This is a genomic window from Nocardia sp. JW2, assembly GCF_051843015.1.
Classification (GTDB): domain Bacteria; phylum Actinomycetota; class Actinomycetes; order Mycobacteriales; family Mycobacteriaceae; genus Nocardia; species Nocardia coubleae.
In genome coordinates this window covers 1-21898 of sequence record NZ_JBPXLK010000020.1, presented here as the reverse complement: position 1 = coordinate 21898, position 21898 = coordinate 1, and the positions used below count along the sequence as shown (strand labels likewise).

22 protein-coding genes are annotated in these 21898 nt (G+C 69.7%); 15 read left to right on the top strand and 7 right to left on the bottom strand.

Features of this window, described 5'->3' with window-relative positions; translation table 11 throughout:
• Window positions 1–3: 3 nt before the first annotated feature.
• From ACSVDM_RS23585 to ACSVDM_RS23570, 4 genes are read right to left on the bottom strand one after another with little or no spacing between them, the layout of a single operon-like run.
• The gene (locus tag ACSVDM_RS23585) at window positions 4–1251 is read right to left on the bottom strand and encodes a cytochrome P450 (RefSeq protein WP_439267922.1); all 1248 of its coding nucleotides are present in this window, start codon (window positions 1249–1251) and stop codon (window positions 4–6) included.
• A 24-nt stretch (window positions 1252–1275) separates the two neighbouring features.
• Complete coding sequence (locus tag ACSVDM_RS23580; protein WP_439267920.1) at window positions 1276–2568, bottom strand: NAD(P)/FAD-dependent oxidoreductase; 1293 nt, start codon at window positions 2566–2568, stop codon at window positions 1276–1278.
• The gene (locus tag ACSVDM_RS23575; RefSeq protein WP_439267918.1) at window positions 2565–3788 is read right to left on the bottom strand and encodes a cytochrome P450; all 1224 of its coding nucleotides are present in this window, start codon (window positions 3786–3788) and stop codon (window positions 2565–2567) included. The genes ACSVDM_RS23580 and ACSVDM_RS23575 overlap by 4 nt, the downstream gene beginning before the upstream one ends.
• Entirely contained in the window at window positions 3785–5023 is a 1239-nt protein-coding gene (locus ACSVDM_RS23570; RefSeq protein ID WP_439267916.1) for a cytochrome P450, read from the bottom strand. Before ACSVDM_RS23570 ends, ACSVDM_RS23575 begins: the two co-directional genes overlap by 4 nt.
• Before the next feature lie 214 nt (window positions 5024–5237).
• Here ACSVDM_RS23570 and ACSVDM_RS23565 point away from each other — a divergent pair, with 214 nt between their 5' ends.
• Genes ACSVDM_RS23565 through ACSVDM_RS23540 form a run of 6 tightly spaced genes read left to right on the top strand, consistent with a single transcriptional unit; the run spans window position 5238 to window position 10193 of the window.
• Entirely contained in the window at window positions 5238–6890 is a 1653-nt protein-coding gene (locus ACSVDM_RS23565; RefSeq protein WP_439267914.1) for an AMP-binding protein, read from the top strand.
• Window positions 6891–6929: 39 nt separating this feature from the next.
• Complete coding sequence (locus ACSVDM_RS23560) at window positions 6930–7718, top strand: ferritin-like domain-containing protein (protein WP_439267912.1); 789 nt, start codon at window positions 6930–6932, stop codon at window positions 7716–7718.
• Window positions 7718–8254, top strand: coding sequence for a PaaI family thioesterase (locus ACSVDM_RS23555; RefSeq protein WP_439267910.1), 537 nt, complete (start codon window positions 7718–7720; stop codon window positions 8252–8254). Before ACSVDM_RS23560 ends, ACSVDM_RS23555 begins: the two co-directional genes overlap by 1 nt.
• The gene (locus ACSVDM_RS23550; RefSeq protein WP_439267908.1) at window positions 8251–8517 is read left to right on the top strand and encodes an acyl carrier protein; all 267 of its coding nucleotides are present in this window, start codon (window positions 8251–8253) and stop codon (window positions 8515–8517) included. Before ACSVDM_RS23555 ends, ACSVDM_RS23550 begins: the two co-directional genes overlap by 4 nt.
• Entirely contained in the window at window positions 8514–9347 is an 834-nt protein-coding gene (locus tag ACSVDM_RS23545) for an SAM-dependent methyltransferase (RefSeq protein WP_439267906.1), read from the top strand. Before ACSVDM_RS23550 ends, ACSVDM_RS23545 begins: the two co-directional genes overlap by 4 nt.
• Before the next feature lie 3 nt (window positions 9348–9350).
• On the top strand, window positions 9351–10193 hold the full coding sequence (locus tag ACSVDM_RS23540) for an acyl-ACP desaturase (RefSeq protein ID WP_439267904.1): 843 nt from the start codon (window positions 9351–9353) through the stop codon (window positions 10191–10193).
• Window positions 10194–10249: 56 nt separating this feature from the next.
• On the opposite strand, the gene ACSVDM_RS23535 is transcribed toward ACSVDM_RS23540, so the two are convergent.
• Window positions 10250–10717: a PaaI family thioesterase gene (locus tag ACSVDM_RS23535; RefSeq protein ID WP_439267902.1), complete on the bottom strand. Its 468-nt coding sequence runs from the start codon at window positions 10715–10717 to the stop codon at window positions 10250–10252.
• Between the two features lie 155 nt (window positions 10718–10872).
• On the opposite strand from ACSVDM_RS23535, the gene ACSVDM_RS23530 reads away from it, so the two are divergent.
• On the top strand, window positions 10873–12093 hold the full coding sequence (locus ACSVDM_RS23530) for a cytochrome P450 family protein (RefSeq protein ID WP_439267900.1): 1221 nt from the start codon (window positions 10873–10875) through the stop codon (window positions 12091–12093).
• A 97-nt stretch (window positions 12094–12190) separates the two neighbouring features.
• Here ACSVDM_RS23530 and ACSVDM_RS23525 read toward each other — a convergent pair whose 3' ends face one another.
• Together ACSVDM_RS23525 and ACSVDM_RS23520 are read right to left on the bottom strand one after the other, a co-directional pair.
• On the bottom strand, window positions 12191–12892 hold the full coding sequence (locus tag ACSVDM_RS23525; RefSeq protein ID WP_067639477.1) for a hypothetical protein: 702 nt from the start codon (window positions 12890–12892) through the stop codon (window positions 12191–12193).
• A gap of 88 nt (window positions 12893–12980) precedes the next feature.
• Window positions 12981–13913 carry a PDR/VanB family oxidoreductase gene (locus ACSVDM_RS23520; protein ID WP_439267898.1) on the bottom strand — a complete coding sequence of 311 codons (933 nt, stop codon included), beginning with the start codon at window positions 13911–13913 and terminating at the stop codon, window positions 12981–12983.
• A gap of 145 nt (window positions 13914–14058) precedes the next feature.
• Here ACSVDM_RS23520 and ACSVDM_RS23515 point away from each other — a divergent pair, with 145 nt between their 5' ends.
• The 8 genes from ACSVDM_RS23515 to ACSVDM_RS23480 are packed head-to-tail and all read left to right on the top strand — an operon-like array spanning window position 14059 to window position 21825.
• Window positions 14059–15219, top strand: coding sequence for an acyl-CoA dehydrogenase family protein (locus ACSVDM_RS23515; RefSeq protein WP_439267896.1), 1161 nt, complete (start codon window positions 14059–14061; stop codon window positions 15217–15219).
• A gap of 12 nt (window positions 15220–15231) precedes the next feature.
• On the top strand, window positions 15232–15756 hold the full coding sequence (locus ACSVDM_RS23510; protein ID WP_439267894.1) for a YiiD C-terminal domain-containing protein: 525 nt from the start codon (window positions 15232–15234) through the stop codon (window positions 15754–15756).
• Window positions 15753–16673: an alpha/beta hydrolase family protein gene (locus tag ACSVDM_RS23505; RefSeq protein ID WP_439267892.1), complete on the top strand. Its 921-nt coding sequence runs from the start codon at window positions 15753–15755 to the stop codon at window positions 16671–16673. Before ACSVDM_RS23510 ends, ACSVDM_RS23505 begins: the two co-directional genes overlap by 4 nt.
• An 8-nt stretch (window positions 16674–16681) precedes the next feature.
• Window positions 16682–17812, top strand: a complete 1131-nt coding sequence (locus ACSVDM_RS23500) for an ABC transporter ATP-binding protein (RefSeq protein ID WP_439267890.1) — start codon at window positions 16682–16684, stop codon at window positions 17810–17812.
• A 31-nt stretch (window positions 17813–17843) separates the two neighbouring features.
• Entirely contained in the window at window positions 17844–19211 is a 1368-nt protein-coding gene (locus ACSVDM_RS23495) for an ABC transporter substrate-binding protein (protein ID WP_439267888.1), read from the top strand.
• A complete protein-coding gene (locus ACSVDM_RS23490; protein WP_439267886.1) occupies window positions 19211–20068 on the top strand; it encodes a metallophosphoesterase in 858 nt (285 codons plus the stop codon). Before ACSVDM_RS23495 ends, ACSVDM_RS23490 begins: the two co-directional genes overlap by 1 nt.
• 1 nt (window position 20069) lies before the next feature.
• Entirely contained in the window at window positions 20070–21023 is a 954-nt protein-coding gene (locus tag ACSVDM_RS23485; protein WP_439267884.1) for a carbohydrate ABC transporter permease, read from the top strand.
• Window positions 21013–21825, top strand: coding sequence for a carbohydrate ABC transporter permease (locus ACSVDM_RS23480; protein WP_439267882.1), 813 nt, complete (start codon window positions 21013–21015; stop codon window positions 21823–21825). The genes ACSVDM_RS23485 and ACSVDM_RS23480 overlap by 11 nt, the downstream gene beginning before the upstream one ends.
• Window positions 21826–21898 lie beyond the last annotated feature (73 nt).

Here is a 21898-nt window from a genome sequence, read left to right as displayed (position 1 = left end):
CGTTCAGGCCGGGGTGACCGCCACCGGCAGCGATTCCAGGCCGCGGATGACCACATTCGGCTTGAACGGCGGATTCTCGCTGCGCAGTTCCAGCGAGCCGACCTTGCGCAACAGCACGTCGAGCAGGATCTCCATCTCGAGCAGTGCCAGCGGGGCACCGAGGCAGTAGTGGATGCCGAGACTGAAGCCCAGGTGCTTCTTGGCCGGGTTCTTCGGATCGGAGTAGCGGGTCACGTCCAACCGCTCCGGGTCGGGGAAGGCGGCGGGGTCGTGGTTGCTCGAGTTGATCAGCACCACAACACCTTCGCCTTGCTCGAACCGGTGGCCGGCGACGGTGATCGGCCGGGTCGCGGCGCGCGTGGTGATCTGCACCGACGGGTCGAGGCGCAGCAGTTCGTCGGGTGTGTGGACGAGCATCTCGGGACGTTCACGCAGCACCTGGATCTGGTCGGGGTTGCGCAGCAGGCGCAGCATGCCGGTGCCGATGAGATTGGCGGTGGTCTCGTGCCCGGCGACGAAGGTGGTGATGCAGGTGGCGAGCAGCTCCTGTTCGGAGAGCACGTCACCGCGATCCTCGACCTGGGACAGCGCGCTGAGCAGATCGTCGCGCGGGCTGACGCGGCGTTCGTTCAGCAGCTCACGGAAGTAGCCCATGAATCCGCGCGAGGCCGCGCTGCGCGCCCGCAGGCATTCCTCGGGCAGCGTGTAGTCGTGATCGAAGCCGCGGGCCAGGTCCTGCGACCAGCGGTGCACCTGGTCGTAGGCCTCCTTCGGCACACCGATCAGCTCGCAGGCGATGATCAACGGGAGCGGGTAGGCGATCAGCTCGACGAGGTCGAATTCGCCCGCGGCCACGGCGTCGTCGACGAGTTGTTCGCACAGCTGCTCGATCCGCGGCCGCAATCGGGTCACCATGCGCGGGGTGAATCCCTTGGTGACGAGGTTGCGCAGGCGGGTGTGGTCCGGCGGCTCCATCCACAGGAACGACGTGGGCAGTTCCTCGGGGGCGTTCTCCGGCAATACCGTCGGGTGCATCATCGCCGCTTCCTCGGCGTGGCTCCACGCGGTGGTCGACAGCACCGCCGCGCAGTCCTCGTAGCGGGTGAGCACGTGGTGGCCGAGCGGGGTCTGGTGGATCGGGCCCGCTTCGCGCAGGACGCGGGCGGGGCTGTAGGGGTCGGCGCGGCCGTCAGGGCCGAACAGTTGGAGCAGGGCGGTCTGGACGGCGTCGGTGTCGATCGTGGAGGTCATGGGTTGGTCTCCTCGTTGGGGTGGTCAGGGCAGGAGGATGCGGCGCAGCGTGCCCGGCGCGGTGAGCGCGGCGGGTGGGTCGACCAGGTGGGCGACTCGCAGGAAGGTCCTGGCCACGCGCGGATCGTGGTGGGCCACGCGCTGCACCCTTGTCACGAAGACGTCGGTGAGCCGGGTGCGCAGGGTGCGCCTACCCTCGACGCCCGGATTGCGCAGATCCGAGCCGGCGGCCAACTGCCAGGCCACCGCGACGGCGTCGGCGGCGGCCGCGTAGAAGCGTGCAGGCAGGTCGTCGGCGTCGAGGCAGTCCCGCAGGGCGGCGGCTTGCAGCGCGGCCACGGTCATGCCCTGGGCGTAGAGCGGGTTGAACGCGCACTGGGCGTCACCGAGCACGAGCAGCCCCGCGGGCGCGGCACTCTGGCGGTCGAAGCGTCGGCGCACGGCGGTGCGGAAGCGGTACGGGACCGGTTCGCCGAGCGCGTCGGAGCCGACCACGATGGTGTGGATATCGGGCGCCGACAGCGACGCGGCGTACGCGCGGAAGCCCTGCTCGTCGGTCGGTGGATGGTCGCCGAGCATCCCGGCGAGGGTGACGTGCCACCGGTCGCCCTCCACCCGCACCGCGCCGCCACCGCGCCCGTCGGCGCCGGTCGACACGATCACCGAGGCCTGGCCGTCGAGCTGGCCCGGCCGGTGCCGGAAGAACCGCGACGCGTAGCCGAGATCGACCTCCAGGCGTTCCTCGTCGGGCACCTCCGCACCGATCGCGGTGAGCCACAAGTTGATTCGTGAGCCGCGGCCGCTGGCGTCGACGATCAGATCGGCGGCCAGGGTCTGCTCCCCCGCCGGGCCGGTCACCCGGACGGCGCGCACCCGCTCGGCGTCGCCGATCAGGCCCTGCACGGTCGTCCTGGTCAGCAGTTCGATGCCACGCATCCGCAGGGTGCGTCTGCGCAGCACGGTTTCGAGCAGCGACCGGGTCGCGATCAGCGAGGTGAGTCCGGTCGCGCCCGCCGCCAGCCGGGAACCGCCGACATACCAGCGGGTGCCGACGAGCACCTCGGCCACGGTCGCTCCGTCGGCGATGGCCTCCTCGGTGAAGCCCGGATACAGCTCCTCCATGATCCGGCGGCCCCGGTCGAGCAGGCCGTGCAGATGCCAGGCCTGCGGAACACCGCGGCGCACAGTCTCTTTCGCGTCCAGCTCGTCGCGTTCCACCACGGTGACCCGGTCGAAACGCTCGGCGAGCACCCGCGCCGCCAGCAGCCCGGCGACCCCGGCGCCGATGACGAGCGCGTGCTGCCGCGGCGCGGTCACAGGGTCACCGGGAGGTGGCGGACGCCGCGGTGGATCAGGCTGGGCCGGTACTCGATCGGCTGCTCGGCCAGGGCCAGCTCGGGCGCCCGGTCGAGCAGGGTGCGGATCGCGGCCTCGGCCTCGATGCGGGCCAACGGCGCGCCGACGCAGTAGTGGATGCCGAGGCTGAAGCCCAGATGCTTACGCGGCGGGCGGTTTCCGGTGAAGCGGGTGATGTCGAAGGTGTCGGGGTCGTGGTAGACCCGTTCGTCGCGATTGGCCGAGCCGGTGAGCACGACGACGCCGTCGCCGCGGCGGAAGCTGTGCTCGCCGACCCGGGTGTCGGCCAGCGCGACCCGGATCGTGAACTGGGTGGGCGCGTCGTAGCGCAGCATCTCGTCGATGGCAGGGCCGATCAGTTCGGGCTGTGCACGCAGCAGCGCGAGCTGATCGGGATGGCGCAGCAGGGCGAGCATGCCGTTGCCGATCAGGTTGATCGAGGTCTCCATGCCCGCCACGAGCAGCAGCAGCGACATCCCGATCACCTCGGGCTCGGTGAGGAAGTCACCGTCCACGCTGGCCGCGACCAGTTCGCTGAGCAGGTCGGTGCCGGGCTGCTGCCTCTTCTCGGCGATGAGCCTGGCGAAATGGCCCATGCAGGCGATGGCCGCGTCGGTGCGGGCGCTGATGTCGTCGGGACCGAGCAGCGAGTCGGGGTCGCTGCCGCGGGCGATGGCCAACTGCCAGGCGCGGAAACCGGGGCCGTCGGCGGCGTCGGCGCCGAGCAGCCGGACCGCGACCATGGCGACGGCCAGCGGGACCGCCAGATCCTCGAGCACATCGAGTTCGCCGCGCTCGAGTGCCGCGTCGACCAGGCCGTCGACCACCGTGCCCGCCACCGGTGCCATCTCGCCGATCATCTTCGGGGTGAACGCCTTGGCCACCAGCTTGCGGTAGCGGCCGTGCTCGGGCGGGTCCATGCGGACGAAAGAGCCGGGGATGGCGGCGCTGGTGTCCCGGAAGGGGCTGATGCCCGCCGCGTAACCGTGCCCCCAGTCGGCGCCGGTGAGCACCGCCGCGCACTCCTCGTAGCGGGTCACCAGGCGCACCGGCACCTCGCCGAGCTCGTACGGGAACAGCGGGGTGGCGGTGCGGACCCGCGCGTAGGCGGGATACGGGTCTGCGCGGTGGTCGGGCGCGAAGGCGTCGAAGGTGAGGTCGGCGGGGACAGCGGTACTCATCGGCCCTCCAGGCTGATTCGCAGTTCGGACATGCCGCGCACGACCACATTCGGGCGGTACGGCGGTTCGGCGAGCAGGTGCATCCGCTCGACCCGGGTGGCGACGGCGCGCAGCACGGCCTGCATCTCGAGGCGGGCCAGCGGCGCGCCGAGGCAGTAGTGCAGGCCGAGACCGAACGACAGGTGCCGTTCGGGTCGCTTGCCCGGCAGGTAGCGGCCGATGTCGAAGCGGTCGGCCTCGGGAAAGGCTTCGGGGTCGCGGGCGGCCGAGCCGATCAGCACGATCACCGCGTCACCGGGCACGAAAGTCTTTCCGGCGAGCTCGATCTCGTGCCGAGCGGTGCGGGTGGTCAGGTGGACGGGTGGGTCGTAGCGCAGCACCTCGTCGACGGCGGGCGCGCACAGTGCGGGGTCCTCGCGCAGCCGCTGGAACTGGTCGGGATGGCGGATCAGGGCGAGCAGTCCGTTGCCGATGAGGTTGACCGTGGTCTCGTGCCCGGCCACCACAAGGATGAGCAGGGTGCCGATCAGTTCGGTCCTGGTCAGCCGGACGCCGGCCTCCTCGGCGTGCACCAGTGCGGTGATCAGATCGTCGCGCGGGTCGGCGCGGCGCTGGGCGACCAGGTCGCCGAAGAACGCGTCGAACGCGTGCACCGCCTCGGTGCGCGCGGCCAGTTCCTCGGGGCTCAGCAGGGTGTCTGGGTCGAGGCCGCGCGCGATGTGGGCGGAGATCTCCCGCACGTGGGCGTGGGCTTCGGCGGGGACGCCGAGCAGTTCGCAGATCAGGGTCAGCGGCACGGGGTAGGCCAGCGCCTCGAGCACGTCGGTCTCACCCTCGGCCAGCATCGCCGTGAGCAGCCCGTCGACGAGCCGGTCGGCGCGCTCGTGCAGGCCGGCGACGGTGCGGGCGGTGAACGCCTTGCCGACCAGGCCGCGCAGACGGGTGTGGTCCGGCGGTTCCATCCACAGGAACGAGCCGGGCAGCTCCACCTCGCTGTCGCCGTGCAGCAGGTCCGGTTCCTCGGCGTGGCTCCAGCGCGGATCACTGAGGATCGCCTGGGCCTGCGCGTGTCGGGGCACCAGGTGGGTCTCGCGCGGGCCCGGCACGAACGGCCCTGCAGCGCGCAGGGTTTCGTAGCTGGGATACGGGTCGTGGCGGCAGTGCGGCGCGACGCTCTCCAGCACCGCGATCTGCACCGGGGTCGGGTCGTCGACCGCGACATGATCGGAAGTCACCGGCAGCTCCTAGGGGCGATTTCGGTGCGGGGATTTCGCCGCTCATCGTCGTCGCGCGGTGGCCCCGAATTCGCGCAGTATTGCCTGCTCCGATCGGGCGATAGCCGAATATCTTTATCAGGCAGGGCAATTGGACGATCGACGGTAATTATCGGCGCGCGTAATTCGTTATTCGTTCAACGCGATGTCAGCTGGCACTGTTGTCGTTTCCGGCATGAATTCCTCGCGTTCGAGCGACACGCTCACCACCCTGCTGGCCGGGGTCGCCGCCGAACGGCCGCGCGTCACGGCGACGTTCTGGTCGGTGTCGGAGCAGCTGGACAACGCCGAGATGCAGGCACGCGCCAAGGCGACGGCGACCGCGTTGGTGCGGCACGGGATCGGGCGTGGCGAGCCCGTCGGCGTGCTCAGCCCCAACGCGCCGGAGTTCCTGACCTCCCTGTTCGGCATCGCCGCGGCGGGCGCCGCCGCCACTCCGCTGCCGCTGCCCGCCGGCGCACGGGCGACGGCCGCCTATCCGACGAAGCTGGCGGCGATCACCGCGGCCGCGGGCATGCGCACTGTCCTGGTCTCGCCCCGGTTCGCCTCGATGATCCCGCTGATCGGGGACATCGGCGTCGAATTCGTCGACACCGGCGCGCTCGTCGACGAGGTCACCGCCGACGAAGACATCTTGCCGACGCCGGGCCCCGACGATCTGGCCATCGTGCAATTCACCTCCGGCAGCACCGCGCTGCCCAAGGGTGTGCGGCTCACCCATGCGAATGTGGTGAGTGGGCTGGCCGCCATCCGCACCGGTATCGATCTCGGACTCGACGATCAGGGCGGGTTCTGGTTGCCGCTGTTCCACGATATGGGCCTGTTCGGCACCCTGTCGGCGGTGATACGTGGCATCCCGGCGCATGTGTGGTCGCCGATCGCGTTCGTGAAGGATCCGGCGCGCTGGCTCGCCGAGTTCGCCGCGACGCAGACCACCATCACCGCGATGCCGAACTTCGGCTACGAGGCGCTGCTTGCGGCGATCCCGCCGGAGCGGGTCACCGACTACGACCTGCGGCATTGGCGGATCGCGTTCAACGGCGCCGAACCGATCGCCGAATCGGTGGTCAGCGCGTTCTGCGAGCGGTTCGCGCCCGCCGGTTTCGCGCCGTCGACGATGTTCGGCGTGTACGGCATGGCCGAGGCCACCCTCGCCGTCGCGTTCCCACCGCTGCTGCGCGAGCCGGTCTTCGAGTGGGTCGACCGCGCCCTGCTCTCGGACGCCGCGGTCGCCGATGTGGTCGCGCGGGACGCCGACGGAGCGCGGGCGGTCGCCTCGGTCGGTGGGCCCGTCGACGGGATCGCCGTGCGAATCGTGCACCCCGACACCGGCGCCGACCTGCCCGACGGCCGGGTCGGCGAGATCCTGATCCAGGGCGCCCCGGTGACCGACGGCTATCTCACCGCCGACCCCGAGGCCGCCGCCGACCGGTTCGTCGACGGCTGGCTGCGCACCGGCGACCTCGGCTACCGACGTGGCGGCGAACTGTTCGTCGCCGGCCGCTGCAAGGACATGATCACCGTGCGCGGCATGAACTACTACGCCCAGGACGTCGAGGCCGCCGTCCGTGACCTCGACGGCGTCCACAAGGGCCGCTGCACCGCCGCCGTCGATCCCGACGGCGACGACGTGATCGCCCTCATCGCCGAAACCGAACGCACCGGCGCCGCGGCCGACGCCCTCGCCGACGCCATCCGCGCCGCCGTCACCGCCCACCTCGGGCTCGGCGCGGTCCAGGTGCACCTGGTCGCGCCGCGCAGCATCCCCCGCACCAGCAGCGGCAAGCTCCAACGTCTCGCCGCCCGCGAACTGATCGGCCGGCGATGACGCCGCGCCCGGCTCCCCTTCGATCGAACGGAGTGCCTCGTGCACAGCTTTGACGTGTTCCGCCACTACGAACGCCTGCACTGGAAACTGAGCGATCTCGACCTGCCCGCCGTCGACCCGACGCTGGTCCGCCCCGAATACATCACCCTCGCCAAGAGCGCGGCCATTGGTGAGTCCAATGTGATCGCCGCGGTACACGGCTTCCTCAACGAATTCGTCGACGACTACGACTTCTCCACCTTCGCGGTGGTGTGGGGCTACCAGGAAGTGCAGCACCACTACGCGTTCCGTTCCTGGCTCGGCGCGATCGGCGAGGACGTCGAGGACCGCGCCGTCGACGCCATGCGCGAGCCCTACGCACCGGGCAGCACGCCCTCGGCGACCTTGGCGACCAACATCATCTCCGAACTCACCGTCAACCACGTGTACCGCGCGGTGTCGAGCTGGGTGGCCGAACCGGTGCTGAAGGAGTTGCTGCTCAACGCCAGTCGCGACGAAGCCGGGCACGCGCGCGAATTCATCCACTACACCAACGAGCGATTGAAGAAGCGCCCCGAGGAACTGCCCTCGGTGCTCGAGACCTTGTACGTCTACAGCTCCGAGGCCAAGATCAAGCACCCGGTGAGCACCTTCAAGGCGGGCATCGCCGAACTCGGTGACCACGAGACCATCGACACCGGCTTCGAGCTGTTCCTCGAGCAGGTCGCCGCCGAAGGCGAGCTGGAGGTGCTGCACGACAAGGTGCGCCGCACCTTCGCCTCCATCACCGGGCTCGACCTGTCCAGCAACGCGAAGGTGCGTCGGGCGCTGGCCGACGCCATCGCCTGATGACGGCCGCCGACGCCGTCGTGGTGCCGTGGTCGGTGATCCCTGACTACCACTGCTTCGGCTGCTCCCCGCACAATGCCGCCGGGTTGCGCCTGAGTTTCACCCCGCGCCCCGATGGCGCGCTGGAGGCCGGGTTCCGGCTCGGCCGAACCTTCGAGTCCTATCCCGGTGTCGTGCACGGCGGCCTGATCGGCGTGGTGTGCGACGAGGTCATGGGCAATCTCATCGTGCTCGCGCGCAACGTACCCGCCTTCACTGTCTCCCAGCGCACCCGTTTCCTCACACCCCTGCTGATCGATCGCGACTATCGCTGCGTGGCAACACTTCCGCCCGAGCGCGGGCCCGGCCCGATCGCCGCGCACGCGGAGATCCTCGACGCCGACGGCAAGGTGTGCGCGTCGTCGACGGCCACCTATCAGCCCTTCGATCTGCACGCGGTCCGCGACCACCTCACCCTCGACGACGACGAAGTCGCCCTGCTCGATCACGCCCTGTCCACGGCGAACACCTTCTCCCCGAACGGAGCCCGGCCATGACAACCACTTCCGCCGACACCATCCTGCGCACGGTCACCGAGATCGCGATCTCCGAAACCGGCTTACCCGCCGCCGAGCTGACCCCCGACGCCGACCTGCGCGCCATGGCCGGTGTCGATTCGGTGCGGGTGCTGCGGATGATCGCCCGCATCGAGCGCACCTTCGACATCGAGCTCGAGGACGAAGACGTCTTCGGTATGTCCACCCTTGCCGAGGTCACCGCCGTGGTGGAACGCTCGGTGAGTGACGGGCGGCCGGCATGACGGTCGTCGCCGACACCAACCAGCACTACGATCTCGATCCCGATATCTTCGGCGAGTTCCTCGATCCGCTGCGCAAATACAGTGCGGCACTGTACGAATCCGCCGACGACACCCTGGAGACGGCACAGCGCAACAAGCTGCGTTTCGTCGCCGAGCGGCTCGGGCTGCGCGGCGGGGAACAGCTGCTCGACGTGGGCTGCGGCTGGGGTTCGCTGATCCTCTACATGGCGAGCGAATTGGGTTGCCGCACAGTGGGAATCAGCCCGGCGCCGCGGCAGCACGACTACATCGCCGCGCAGGCCGCCGCCCGTGGGGTGAGCGAGCTGGTGCGCACCCGCGTCGGGCATTTCGAGCAGCTCGACCTGCCAGCGCGTGGCTTCGACGCCGTCACCCTGCTCGGTTCGATCGTGCACATGCCCGATCCCGACGAGGTGTTCCGCCGCGCCAAGGCGGTGCTGCGCCGCGGCGGCACCCTCTACGTCTCGGAGAGCTGCTTCCGCAATGCGGCCACCCGCGCCGCGTTCGACGATCGCGACGGCACCGGGTTCGTCCGCGAGGACATCTTCGGTTTCGGTGAGCTGCGCCCGCTCTCGGAGCTGGTCGCGGCCGCCGAGAACGCGGGCTTCTCGGTGATCTCGGTCGACGACCTCACCGAGAACTACCGGCGCACGATCGAGGACTGGATCGCCAATGTCGACGCCGCCGCCGACCGCATCGACGCGCACGGCGCCGGCCTGGCGGCCAAGCTGCGCCACTATCTCGAGATCGCCAACGCGGGCTGGGGTTACACCACCAAGCATTACGCGCTGGTCTGCCGGAATGCCAGGTAGGACATGATCAGCACATCAGGACTGCTGCCCGTCACCGAGCTGACCGCCGCGGTCGACGGCTTCCTCACCGCCTCCCCCGCGACCCGCGCCTGGGACGTGGAGACCGCCTTCGACTGGGCCGCCGCCGACGCGGGCAGGCTCACCGAGGGACAACGATCCGCGGTCCAGTTCGTCACCCTCATCGAAGACCACCTGCCCGGCTATTTCGATGTCTACCACCGGCATTTCCCGGTCGACGACAGCGTGGATCTGCCGACCTTCGAACACAATCGGGAGCTCTACCACTTCACGGTGCGGTGGGCGCTCGAGGAGGACACCCACGCCAGGGCGCTGGCCCGCTACCAGGAGGCCGCGGGTATGGCCGAACGGTCGACGCTGCGTTCGGAATTGGCGATCGAAGGGCACAAACCGTTCGACCTGCCCTACGACCATCCCGTGCAGTTCTTCGCCTACGCGCTGGTGCAGGAGAAGGCGACGCAGATGTACTACCAGCAGCTGCGCGACGTCGTCACCGATCCGGTGCTCGCCGCGGTCCTCACCCGGTTGTCCCGCGACGAGGCAAGGCATTTCAGTTTCATGGCCGAGGTGGTGACGCGATACCTGCGCCACGACGGTGACGCGGTGGTGGCGCCGATCCGCGACGTCATCGCCCATTTCCGGATGCCGCTGTCGGACACGCTGCGCGGCTACTGGCGGTGGGCGCTGCGCATCGCCGAAGTCGCCGACTACGACCACACCGCCGCGTACGAGCACCTCGTGAAGGTGATCGACCGCGCGGTCGACACGCGAACCGAGCCGATCGACGAGCTCGTCAGGTTCGTCGAGAGCTGTCGTTCGCTGGCCTGATCCGACGGCACCGGCCCCGCCCCCGATCGGTTCGGGGCGGGGCCGGTGCCGTGTGGTCAGTTGCCCTGTGCCAGTACGAGAATCGTCGTGGTGCCGTGGGCGATGAGCTTGCCCGCCGCGTCGGTAATGCGCCCCTCCGCGGTAGCGGTGCGCCGCCCGACGTGCACGGCGGTGGCGTCGCAGGTGAGCCTGCTGCCGTCCAGTGTCACGGCCCGGATGAAGTTCACCTTCAGTTCCAGCGTGGTGTAGGCGACGCCGTCGCCGAGCTCGGTGAACACCGCGCTGCCCATGGCGGTGTCCATGAGGGTCGCCAGAACACCACCGTGCACCGTGAACATCGCGTTGATGGTCGCCGGATTCGGGTCGAGATAGTAACGCGTGTGCCCTTTCGACGCGCTTTCCAAGCGAATTCCGAGTGAATCACCGACACCCAGTTTTTCCCGCAGTCCGCGTTCGAATACCGCGGTCAATTCGTCGACCCGCCGCTGCGCGGTCGCGTCGACGTCCATGTCGGTACTTGTCATGATTTTCCTCCCTGCGGACGATTTTCCCGTCTCATTCGAGCAGCCTTCGGTGAATTGCGGTTTGCCGCAGCCCATTCCATGCCGAACTCCGATTGCCTGATCGGGATCGCGCGCACCCGGCGAATCGTTGGCCGGGCGCCGGTACCGTCGGTGAGATGGCCGACACCACCGCTGCTCCCCGCGTCGAGTCCATCGGCGCCGACTTCTTCGACGATCCGCACGCCCACTACCGGCGCTGGCGCGCCGCGGGCCCGGTCCATCGGGTCCGCTTCCCCGACGACGTGGTCCGCTGGGTGATCATCGGCTACGCCGAAGCCCGTGCGGCGCTGGCCGATCCGCGCCTGGCCAAGGATGTCGGGGCAGTCGAGGCGATCCTGCACGAGAAGCGCCGCGAAACGCGACCGGATCCCAATGTGAGCGCGCTGCTGAGCCACATGCTCGGCACCGACCCGCCGGCGCACACGCGCCTGCGCAAGCTGGTGAACAAGGCGTTCACCGCCAAGCAGGTCGCCGGGCTGCGTCCCCGGATCGAGCAGATCAGCGAGGACCTCCTGGATGCGACCGCCGACCGTGACGAGTTCGATCTGATGGAAGAGTTCGCCGATCCCCTTCCGGTGACCGTGATCTGCGAGCTGCTCGGGGTGCCGTTCGCCGACCGTGCGGATTTCCAGGCGTGGACCCGTGCGCTGGTCACCGTCGTCGGCGAGGACGAAGGGCGCCCGGCCGCGGGCGCCGCCATGGTCGGCTATCTGACCGACCTGGTGCGAGCCAAGCAGGCCGACCCGGCCGACGATCTGCTCTCGGAACTGGTACTGGCCGACGACGACGGAGACCGGCTCACGGACAAGGAGCTGGTGTCGATGGCGTTCCTGCTGCTGGTCGCCGGCCACGAGACCACCGTCAATCTGATCGGCAACGGTATGAACGCGCTGCTGCGCGACCGGGCGCAGTGGCAGGCGCTGTGTGCCGATCCGGCGGCGGTGCCCCTCGCGATCGAGGAGTTCCTGCGTTTCGACGGACCGGTCGACATGGCCACGGTGCGCTACACCGCCGAGCCGGTCACCCTGGGCGGCACCGAGATCCCGGCGGGCGAACTCGTCTACGTGTCGGTGTCAGCCGCCAATCGCGATCCCGCACGGTTCGCCGATCCGGACACTCTCGCCACCGACGGGCATACCACCGGGCACCTGGCGTTCGGCCACGGCATCCATTTCTGTGTCGGCGCTCCCCTGGCCCGGCTCGAGGCCACGATCGCCGTCACCGCCCTCCAGCGCCGTTACCCCGACCTGCGGCTGGCCCCGGCCGCCCTGACGCCACGCTGGCAGACCAGCACGCTCATCCGCGGTCTGCTCGCGTTGCCCGTGCTGACGCGCTGATCGCAGCGACGCCCGGACGGCGAAAGACCCCGCCCGATCACAGGATCGGGCGGGGTCGGTGTCCCCCGGTCGCTCTATACCGGGTCTTCGACCACCCCTACTTCGCCGGTGCGTTGAACGGCTGGTTGATGGTGGTGAAGTACTGGATCGCCGCGCCGATGGCCACGGGCGCGGTGATGAAGATCTGCCCGGCCAGGGTGCCGAGCGCGCCGACGGCGAGGATGCCGCCGATGCAGCCGACCGCGGCGGCGGGCAGGAACGGGCCGAACAGGCCGACGATGGTGGCCGCGGCGACGGTGGCGCCGACGATGCCGCCGAGCACGCAACCCACCGCGGCGCCGCCGATACCACCGACCAGGGTGCCGATGGCGGCGCCGGTGGAGATGGTGGTGGTCAGCCTGGTCCAGGCCGCCACCTCACGCTCGTATTCGCTCTTCCAGGGTGCCTTGTCCTCGAACGGCAGGGCGACCGGCTTGTAGACGGCCTGCGAGGCATCCAGCTGCGGGCTCAATGTGGCCGTGTTGCCCGCGATCTCGGCCACGATGGGCAACTCGAACTCGTCCAGCCGGAAGGTCAGCGGGGTGGCGGCGACGGTGGTGCCGTCGGGCGCCTTCACCTTGAACGCGCCGTCCTCGACGACCATGGAGCCGGCACCTGTGGTGATGACGGACTTACCGGCCACTTCCTGCGCAGTGAACTCGATCGGGGCGGGGGCCTGGGCCGACGCCGAGCCGGTGATACCGGCCGTGACGCCGATCGCGGCGGCGAGCAGCGCCGCGGCCGCAGCAGATTTCCTCATCGTATATTTCTTCCTCTCACATTCCCGGACGGGAATCGGGCGCGTCCGTTACGCGCACGTTCTGGGGGACAACCGATTCCGCGCGCGCTCACAGGTCGAGCACCAGGACGCCGGAGCGGGCCCGCGAGACGCAGAGCATCATCGTGGCGCCGCTGTCGCGTTCCTCCGGGGTGAGCAGCGAGTCGCGGTGATCCACCTCGCCGCCGAGCACCGGGGTCTCGCAACTGCCGCAGGTGCCTTCGCGGCACGAGGTGAGCACCCCGATGCCCGCCGATTCGAGGACGTCGACGATGGACCGGTCGGCCGCCACGCGCAGCGTCCGGCCCGTCTGCGCCAATCGGATCTCGAAGGCGGTGTCGGCTTCCGCGGGCACGACCGGCCGTGGCACGAAGCGTTCGGTGCGCACGGTGACACCGCCCCGCGCGCCCGCTGCCTCGACCGCCGCCAGCAGCGGTTCGGGACCGCAGCAGTACACGGTCGCGCCCGGCCGGTCGGCCAGGATCTGCGCGATCGGCAGCAACCCGGCCTCGTCCTGCGGCACCAGCCGCACCCGGGGGTTCACGGCGAGGACGTCGGCGAAGGCCATGTGCGCGCGGCTCCGGGCGCCGTAGTGCAGCGTCCAGTCCGCACCCGCCCGGTCGGCGGCGGCGATCATCGGCAGGATCGGGGTGATCCCGATCCCGCCCGCCACGAAGGTGTACCGGGCGGCAGGTGTCAGCTCGAAGTTGTTGCGGGGCAACGAGACCGACAGTGTGGTGCCGGGCAACGCTGTCCGGAACAGTGCGGCCGAACCGCCCCGGCCACGGGGTTCGTGCAGCACCGCGATCCGCCAGTGGTCCCGGTCGGCGGGGTCGCCGCACAGCGAGTACTGGCGCACCCCGGCGGCACCCACCGCCACGTCGATGTGCGCGCCCGGCGTCCAGGCGGGCAGCTGCTCGCCGTCGACCGCGGCGAGCACCAGGGCGAACACCGCGTCGGCTTCCTCGGTGCGGTCGATCACCCGCACGCTCACTTCGGTCATGCCCATCCCCTCGGCGGAATCGTTGTCGAGATCACCGTGGTGCAGCGGCGCCCGGTTCGCCGCCGTGGCATGGCGAGACGATTGGACCGATCGACGTTCACTATCGCCCCGGCCTCCGACCTGCCCGCCGCCTGAAACTGGCGGCATGACTCCCGTGTCGGAACTGGTCGACAGGACCAGGCAGTTCGTTCGAGATCACGTCATTCCGGTGGAACGCGAGGTCGTGGTCGGTGGCCGGGTCACCGACGACACCCTGCGCCTCGATTTGCAGAAGAAGGCCAAGGAAGCCGGTGTCTTCGGTCCCCTGTCCGATCCCGCCTACGGCGGCCTCGGCCTCGACACGAGGGCGCAGGCCGAGGTGCTCGAGGCGGCGGGCGCCAGCCTGCTCGGCCCACTGGCGGTCAACGCCTGGGCTCCCGACGACGGCAACATCCACCTGCTGGCCGCGGTGGCGAACCCCGAACAGCAGCAGCGGTATCTGGCCCCCCTGGCCTCCGGCGAGGTGCGCTCGGCCATCGCCATGACCGAGCCTGCCCCCGGCGCGGGCTCCGATCCGCGGATGCTGGCGACCGTGGCCGAGGAGACCGACACCGGCTGGGTCATCAACGGCCGCAAACACTTCACCACCGGCGCCCAGGGCGCCGCGTTCACCATCTGTGTCGCCGCGACCACGGACGGTCCGACGATGTTCCTGGTCGACCAGGACAATCCCGGCCTGCGGGTGGGACGGCGGATGCCGACGCTGGATCACACCAGCGCCCCGGGCGGACACTGCGAGGTCGAGTTCGTCGATTGCGAGGTCGAGGAGTCCGCGATCCTCGGCACCGTCGGCGGTGGCCTCGACCTGGCGCAGGCGCGGTTGGCGCCGTCGCGGCTGGTGTTCTGCATGAACTGGCTCGGACTGGCGGTACGCGCCCAGCAGCTGGCCGCCGAGCACATCACCGGCAGGCAGTCGTTCGGGGTCCCGATCGCCGACCACGGCATGGCCCAGGGCCTGATCGCCGACAACGAGATCGACATCGCCGCCGCGCGCAGCCTGATCCGCGCCACCGCCGCCACGATCGACGAGCACGGCGCCACCTCCGGGCAGGCCAGGCACGAGGCCTCGATCACCAAGACCTTCGTCTCCGAGGCGGTGTGGCGGGTGCTCGACCGCGCGGTGCAGCTGCATGGCGGGCTGGGCGTCTGCGAGGACTACCTGGTGGCTCGATTCCTGGTGGAGGCCAGGGCTTTCCGCATCTACGAGGGTCCGTCGGAGGTGTTGCGCTGGTCGATCGCGCGACGCGTCCTGCGCGGACCGCGCTGAGAGGACGACGAGATGACCCGCAGTATCGCCGGATTCGGCGCCGCTTACCCCGCCCTCGACCCCGACGCCGTCGACTTCGGCTATCTGCGCGACGCCTCGCAGGCGCTTGTGCCGTTCGGCGCGCACGTCGGCACCGTGATCACCGAGATCTCGGCCACGCGTTCGGTGGTGGAGATCCCCGCCGAACCGGTGATGTGCAATCACATGGGCACCGTCCATGCGGGCGCGCTGTTCACCGCCGCCGACATCGCGGGCGCCGCGGCCTTCGTCGGTGCGGCCGCGCACCGCCTGCACACCATCGACCGGCTGGTCCTGCGCGGCGGCACCGCCGCCTACCGGAAGCCGGCGCGTGGCCGCATCCGTGCGGTCGCCACCGTCGAAGCCGCCGAGCTGGCCATGATCCTGGCCGCCACCGCGAACGCGCGTTACGGCCTGTCCGGACGCGCCGAACTGCTCGACGACAACGACGTGCTCACCGCCGAATTCACCTTCGACTACGTGTGCGATGTCCGCATCGCCGGAACGGACGACCAATGAATTCCGCAACGCCCAGCGATTCCGCGACCGGGGGCGGACGGGTGGCGGACGGGCCCGCGACCTCGCCTGACACCAGCACAGTCGAGACCGTCGACGGTGTGCGGTTCACCGTGCGCCGGCTGGCCGCCGCGGACCCCACCGCCCCGGTCGTGCTGATCCTGCCCGCGATGGCGATGAAGGCCCGCAACTACCAGTCGCTGGCCAAGGCGCTGCACGCCACCGGGCTTTCGGTGGCCACCGTCGATCTGCGCGCGCACGGCGAGGCCGAGCCCGCGCTCGGCGAGCACACCGATTTCGGGTACCGCGAGATGCTCGAAATCGACCTGCCCGCCATCGTTTCCGCGATCGAGGAGCACTTCCCGCAGGCGCCGCTGCACCTGTTCGGGCACAGCCTGGGTGGCCAGCTGGCCCTGCTGTTCGCCGCCGCCGAACCCGAGCGGGTCGCGGGGGTGACCGTGATCGGCACCGGCACCGTGTTCTGGTGGGCGTTCGGTCCGCGCCGCTGGTTCGAGGCGCTGAGCCAGATCCAGTGGATCGGCCTGGTCGCCCGCGTCAAAGGTTACTGGCCGGGTGGGGTGCTTATCCCGGCGCCGATGCCGGGCGGGGTGATGGTCGACTGGTCGATCCACTCGCTGACCAGCTACTACCGCCCTCGCGGCACCACCCGTCGCTACAACTCGCTGCTGGCGGAGATGACGTTGCCGGTGCTCGCGATCTCGCTGTCCGAGGACGTGCTCGGCCCGAAGTCCAATGTCGACTTCCTGGTGTCGCGCATGCCCGCCGCACAGGTCACCCAGTGGCACATCGACGCGGACTCCGCGGTCGAGCACCGCGATCACTTCGCCTGGTTGAAGGATTCGCCCGCGATCGCGACCCAGGTGTCGCGCTGGATCACCACCGGCTCCGCGCCGGCCTGAGGAGAGACGTGGCACGACTGCAGATCCAGGCGGTGTCGAAGAAGTTCGACACCGACTACGCGGTGCGCGAGGTGAGCCTCGACATCGCCGACGGCGAATTCATGGTGCTGCTCGGCCCCAGCGGCTGCGGCAAATCGACCCTGCTGCGGATGATCGCCGGACTGGAGGAACCGAGCGAGGGCCGGATCCTGGTGGGCGGCACCGACGTCACCGACGCCGCGCCGCAACGACGCGACCTGGCGATGGTGTTCCAGAGCTACGCGCTCTACCCGCACCTGTCGGTGGCCAAGAACATCGGCTTCCCGCTACGGGCCCGGCGCAGGCCGCGCGCCGAGATCGCCGAGCGGGTGGCGGAGGTGTCGGCGACCTTGGAGTTGTCGGCGCTGCTGGACCGTCGCCCGGTGGCGCTCTCCGGTGGACAGCGGCAGCGAGTCGCGTTGGCGCGGGCCATGGTTCGCGACCCGGGCGCGTTCCTGATGGACGAGCCGCTGTCCAACCTCGACGCCAAACTGCGCAGTGCGACGCGCGCCGAACTGATCGCGCTGCACCAGCGGTTGGGGGCGACGTTCCTCTACGTCACCCACGACCAGGTGGAGGCGATGACGATGGCCTCGCGCATCGCGCTGCTCAACGAGGGCCGGGTCGAGCAGTGCGGCACGCCCGCCGAGCTCTACGACCAGCCCCGCTCGACCTTCGTCGCCGGATTCCTCGGCGCGCCACCGATGAATCTGTTCCCCGCCGTCGTCACCGCGGCCGAGGGCACGCTGCGGGTGACCGCCGACGGGGTCGACGCCGCCCTCGCCATCACCGACGATCTCGACGCCGCCACCCCGGTGATCGCGGGCATTCGCCCCGAGCGCCTGCGCATCGATCCCGCGGCCAACGACGTCCGCGGGACGGTGCGCATGGTCGAGAACCTCGGCAGCGAGGAGCTGGTGCATCTCGACGCGGGCGCGACCAGCCTGTGCGTGCGTGCCGCGCGCCCGGCCGGGGTCGCCGCGGGCGAGAACATCACCCTGCGCGTGGATCCCGCCGACATCCACCTGTTCGACCCCGACACCGGCTTGCGGCTGACCTGGCGTGCGCCGCAATCGGATTCGCCGAAGGCCGTGGACGCGGCGGCCGTGCCCGTCCCCTGATTTCCCGCACCACTCGATGAGGAGAACCACCATGAAACGCACCCTGCCCGTCCTGGGCGTGGTGTTCACCACCGCCGTCGCCCTGAGTGGCTGCGGTCTGGGCGGCACCGTGTCCTCGGACACCACTTCGACCGCGCAGATCCCGGAGCTGAGTCCCGACCAGCAGGTCTCGATCACCTTCGAGTCCTACAACTACGGTCTCGCCGGTGCCTGGACCGATACGTTCAACGCGCTGATCGCCGACTTCGGCAAGAAGTACCCCAATATCAAGGTGACGGCCCAGAAGCCGCAGGGCAACAGCCCGAACCCGGCCACCGACACCATCTCCAGCATCCAGAACCAGATGGTCGCGGGCACCCCGCCCGATGTGGCGCAGCTCGGTTTCTCCGATCTGGACTTCACCATCAACCAGCTGCAGGCCAAGCCGCTCGACACCCTCGTCGGCACGCAGGAGGTTGCCCGCAACTTCGACGGTCGCCACGCCTACGCCCCGCGCGCCCGCGTTCTCGACGACTGGAACGGCCACACCTACGGTGTGCCGTTCGTGTTCTCCACCCCGGTGTTGTATTTCAACGCCTCGCTATTCACCGAGGCCGGGCTCGATCCGGCCGAACCGCCGGCCACCTGGGCCGAGGTCGCCACCACGGCCGCGCAGATCGCCGACCGCACCGGCAAGGGCGGGGTGTACATCGACTGCCTGACCAAGACCGCCAAGGACTGGTGCTTCCAGTCGATGGTGCGTTCCAACGGCGGCCGGGTCATCTCCGAGGACCGGCGCACCCTCACCTACGCCGACGCGCCCGTCGTCGAGGTGACGCAGATGGCGCAGAACCTGGTGAACTCGGGCAGCATGCCCAAGCTCAACCAGAAGCAGGGTTACGAGGCGTTCGCACGCGGCGAGATCGGCATGATCCTCGAGACCAGCGCCATCCAGGGCACCTTCGTCACCGGTGCCAAGGACAAGTGGGACCTGCGTTCCGCGGCGATGCCCGCGTTCGGTGACAAGCCGACCGTGCCGACCAATTCCGGTGCGGGCCTGCACATCCTGTCCAACGATCCGGCCAGGCAGCGCGCCTCGTGGGAGCTGATCAAGTTCCTCACCAGCGAGGAGTCCTACATCAAGATCGCGCAGAACATCGGCTACCTGCCGCTGCGCACCGGTCTGCTCGACCAGCCCGACGGCCTGCGGGACTGGGCCGCGAAGAACCCGCTGCTGAAGCCGAACGTCGCGCAGCTCGCCACCATGGAGCCGTGGGTCTCTATGCCCGGCAACAACTATCTGCAGATGCGTGACGGCATGATGGACGCGGTCGAGGCGATCGTCTTCCAGGGCAAGGATCCGCAAGCGACCCTGACCGCGGCGCAGGCCGAGGGCGCCAAGCTCCTCCCGGCGGCATGATGAGTGATCTGACCATCGTCCAGCTCACCGACACCCACCTGCGTCCGGCCGGTGAGCTCGTCCACGGTGTCGTCGACACCGACGCCAACCTCGCGCGGGTGCTCACCCAGCTGCGCGCGGCCGGGCAGCACGTGGATGCCCTGGTGCTCTCGGGTGACCTGTCCGACAACGGGTCACCCGAGGCGTACCGGCGGCTGCGGGCGGCCGTGGAGCCGGTCGCGGCCGAGCTCGGGGCCGAGATCGTCTATGTGATGGGCAATCACGACGAGCGCGTCGGCTTCGGCGAGGAACTGCTCGACCTGGCCCCCGGTTCGGTGGATCCGGCCCTTCCGCACGATTCGTGCGTCGAGATCGCGGGCCTGCGCGTCATCGCGCTCGACAGCACGACACCGCTGCGACACGAGGGCAGGCTCGAACTCGAGCAGCTGGCCTGGCTCACCGAGCGGCTGCGCGTGCCCGCGCCGCGCGGCACCCTGCTCGTGCTGCACCATCCGCCGATTCCCTCGCCGGTGGCCACCGCCGACTTCCTCAAGCTCGAGGACGCCGAACGGCTGGCCGACGTGCTCGCGGGCTCCGACGTGCGGATGATCCTGTGCGGGCACAATCATCTGACCGCCGCGGCGGCGGTGGCGGGGATCCCGGTGTGGATCGGTCCGGCGCTGTCGTACCGGATCGATCCGATGGCGCCGGTGGGCAGGCATCGCGGGCTGGCCGGATTCGGTTACAGCCGTATCGATCTCGTCGGCGAGACGATGCTCGCGACGGCCATCGAGGCGACCCCGGCGGTCTCGGTCTACGACCGGCCCGAGGCCGAGGTGCTCGAGCAATTGGCGGCGATCGCCGCGCGGACGCGGTGACATGTTCGTCATCGACGACCGGCAGGACCCGGCGCAGGCGGTGCCGAACACCGCCGCGCCGGGTCCGCGCCGGGTCACCCGCCGCGCGCTGACCCGCCTCGTCGCGCCCTACCTGTATCTCGCGCCCGCGCTCGTCCTGTTGGTCGTGTGGACCTATCAGCCGCTGGCCCAGGCGGTCGAGCTGTCCACGTATTCGTGGAACTTGCTGCCGACCGCGCCGATGAAGCCGGTCGGGACAGCCAATTACGAACGGCTGCTGGATCTTCCGGCGTTCTGGGGATCGCTCGGCCGCACCGCGACCCTGATCCTGGGGTTGCTGCCGTTCACGGTGCTGTTGCCGGTGCTCATCGCGCTGGCGAGCAGGCGCGTGCACGGCCGGGCCAGGACCGTCTATCAGGCGCTGGTGTTCGCGCCGTTCCTCGTCGCGCCGGTCGCTGCGGCGGCGGTGTGGCGGTGGCTGCTGCATCCGGGCAGCGGCTTCGTCGACCAGCTGCTCGGCACCGGCCACAACTGGGTCTACGACGCCTCGACCGCGCAGGCGGTGATCATCGCGATCACGGGGTGGCAGCTGCTCGGTTTCGCGACGCTGGTGGTCTGGGCCGGATTGGCCGGGATCAGCGGCGACTACAGCGAAGCCGCGCGGGTGGACGGGGCGACACCGGGGCAGATCCGGCGCTGGATCACGATGCCCCTGCTCTCCCCCACCTTGTTGTTCCTGGTACTCACCACCGTGCTGCTCAGTCCCACCCTGTCCTTCCCGCTGATCGACTCGATGACCCAGGGCGGTCCGTCGCAGGCCACGACCAACATCTACTACCTGCTCTGGGACTACGCGTTCCACAGCTTCGACGCCGGGCTCAGCGCCGCGGCGGGTGTGCTGTTGTTCGTCGGCTTCGGCGCACTGGCCGCGGTCCTGGTCTGGATATCGGAAAAGGTTGCTGTCCATGATGATTGACCGTCTGCGCGTGGCGGGCAGCCACCTGCTGCTCGCCGGCACGGCGCTGCTGTGCGTATTCCCCATCTACTGGCTGTTCGCCACGGCACTCCGCCGGCCAGAAGACGTCACCTCGCTCGCGCCGTTGCCCTGGCCGCTGTCGATCGACAACTACCTCGACGCGGCGCAGAAGGTGGATGTCGCGGGCCTGATCGCCAATACGTTCTTCGTGGCGATCCTGTCCGCGGCCGGGCAGCTGCTCATCGCGCTGCTCGCCTCGTACGCGTTCGCCATGTACACCTTTCCGCTGCAGCGGCTGATGTACCTGGCGTTCGTCGGCGTCTGGCTGGTGCCGTTCCAGGTGACCATGCTGCCCAACTACATCCTGCTCAACGAGCTGGGCCTGATCAACACGCTCATCGGCTGCGTGCTGCCGACCCTGTGCTCAGCGCTGGGCGTGCTGCTGTTGCGCCAGCACATGTCGGCATTCCCGAAGGAGCTCATCGCGGCCGCGAAAATGGACGGCCGCTCCTCCTGGGCCATCCTGTGGACCGTGGTCGTCCCCAACCTGCGCCCCGCGCTGGCCGCCCTCGGCATCCTGCTGTTCATCAACGCCTGGAACGAATACTTCTGGCCCGCCGTGGTGCTGCGCCAGTCCAACGACGTCCTCCAACTGGGCCTGCGCAGCTTCATGGGCACCGAAGGCGACCAGTGGGGTCCCATGATGGCCCTGGCCAGCCTCGCCTGCCTACCGGTCCTGCTGCTCTACCTGGTGTTACAGCGCCACATCGTGAACGCCTTCGTCCGCTCGGGTCTCAAGTGAGATCAGGGCGTCACCGACAATGGCCTGGTGGGATTCGAACTGTGCAGTGGCGGGGGGGGGGGGGGGGGGGGGG